Source organism: Streptomyces sp. NPDC051020 (assembly GCF_040683105.1).
Lineage (GTDB): Bacteria > Actinomycetota > Actinomycetes > Streptomycetales > Streptomycetaceae > Streptomyces.
Map to the genome: position 1 here is coordinate 1 of NZ_JBFBCG010000226.1, position 1,570 is coordinate 1,570.

Annotated in this window: 2 protein-coding genes; both read left to right on the plus strand. The window is 67.1% G+C overall.

Features of this window, described 5'->3' with window-relative positions:
- The first annotated feature begins 129 nt into the window (after positions 1-129).
- Entirely contained in the window at positions 130-1,398 is a 1,269-nt protein-coding gene (locus tag AB0N06_RS38850; protein ID WP_366139368.1) for an IS4 family transposase, read from the plus strand.
- Positions 1,395-1,535 carry a hypothetical protein gene (locus AB0N06_RS38855; protein WP_366139369.1) on the plus strand — a complete coding sequence of 47 codons (141 nt, stop codon included), beginning with the start codon at positions 1,395-1,397 and terminating at the stop codon, positions 1,533-1,535. The genes AB0N06_RS38850 and AB0N06_RS38855 overlap by 4 nt, the downstream gene beginning before the upstream one ends.
- Positions 1,536-1,570: the final 35 nt, after the last annotated feature.

The window sequence follows — 1,570 nt, forward strand, 5'->3', positions numbered from 1 at the left end:
TAGTACTCCAGCGGCAACACCGTTGCGTTTGGCCCCTGAGCTGTATGTCAAGCCCTGCTGAACAGCGCAACGGGACCACCTGATAGATCAACGATCGGCGAAGAAAGTCGATCAAGGTCAGGGGTCCCGTTGCAGGAGAAGTCTGTCATCACGTCCACGATCGAGACAGCCCGGGGTGTGTTCGCGCCGGGTCATCTGGGGGAGTTGACCCAGGTCGTGGACTTTGCGCTGGTGGACGCGGTGCTGGAGGAGACTGGCCGGCGCGAGAAGCGCCTGCGGCTGCTTCCTTCGCGGGTGGTGGTGTACTTCGTGCTCGCTCTCGCGCTGTTCGAGCACCGCTCGTACCGCATGGTGTGGTCCAAACTGACCGCCGCCCTGACCCCGCTGGCCCTGGTGCGTCCCGCGGTCTCCTCGCTGACGCGGGCCAGGCGCAGGGTGGGGGCCGCACCTCTGCGGCGTCTGTTCGAGACGCTTGCCGGGCCCGTCGCCCGCCCCGGGCAGGACGGGTCCTTCTACCGAGGCCTGCGCACGGTGGCCGTCGACGGGACCCTGCTGCACACCCCCGACGACGAGACTCTCACCTGGCGCTACCCCAAACGGGCCGGGGAGGGTCTGGAGTTCGGCTATCCGCTCCTGCGGCTGCTGGCCCTCGTCGAGTGTGGCACCCGCGCGCTCATAGCCGCCGCCTTCGGACCGGAGTCCGAGGGTGAACTCCCCTATGCCAAGAGGCTTCTGGCCGCCCTGGACAAGACGATGCTGCTGCTGGCCGACGCGGCCTTCGACGGCAACGAGTTCCTTGATGCCGTCCATCAGAGCGGGGCGCGGTTCCTGGTGCGCTCCGGGGCCCGCCGTGTCCCCACTCCCGCCGAGCACCTGGGCGACGGCTCCTACATCGCCCGCATCGGCTACGGCGTCCTGCGGGTACTGCTGCCGGTACGTGTGATCGAGGCGACCCTCACCGTCACCTTGGCCGATGGCACCGTCCGCACCGAGCAGTGGCGGCTGATCACAAACCTGCTGGACCCTGTCCGTTATCCGGCCGCCGAGCTCGTTGAGCTCTATCACCGCAGGTGGCAGGCGGAAACTACGTATTTTTCGATCAAGGCCACGATGCTTGACGGCCGCGTCCTGCGCTCCCGCAGCATCGATGGCCTCGATCAGGAGGTCTACGCCCTGCTCACCGTCTACCAGGCTCTGATCCGCGCCGGCGACGACGCCCTGACCGGTCGGCCGCAGTTTCCATGGAGCGGATCAGTTTCACCGTCCTGCTGGCCGCCGCAACCGACACCGTCACCGCCGGCCATGGAATCTTCCCTAACACCCTCGTCGACCTGGTCGGCACGATCGGCCACACGGCCCTGGACGCCCTCCTGCCCGCCCACCGACGGCAACGAGTGAAGGCCCGCACCCGCAAGAACCCCACCAGCAAGTACGGACCGAACGCCGGACAGCACCCCCAGAAGGCCCAGAACTACACCGTCCGCACCACCGTCGCGTTCTTCGACCACGGCCTCAATAGCCGCTCACGGCGCTAACGCAACGGTGTTGACTCCAGCGGTAGATCGTGATC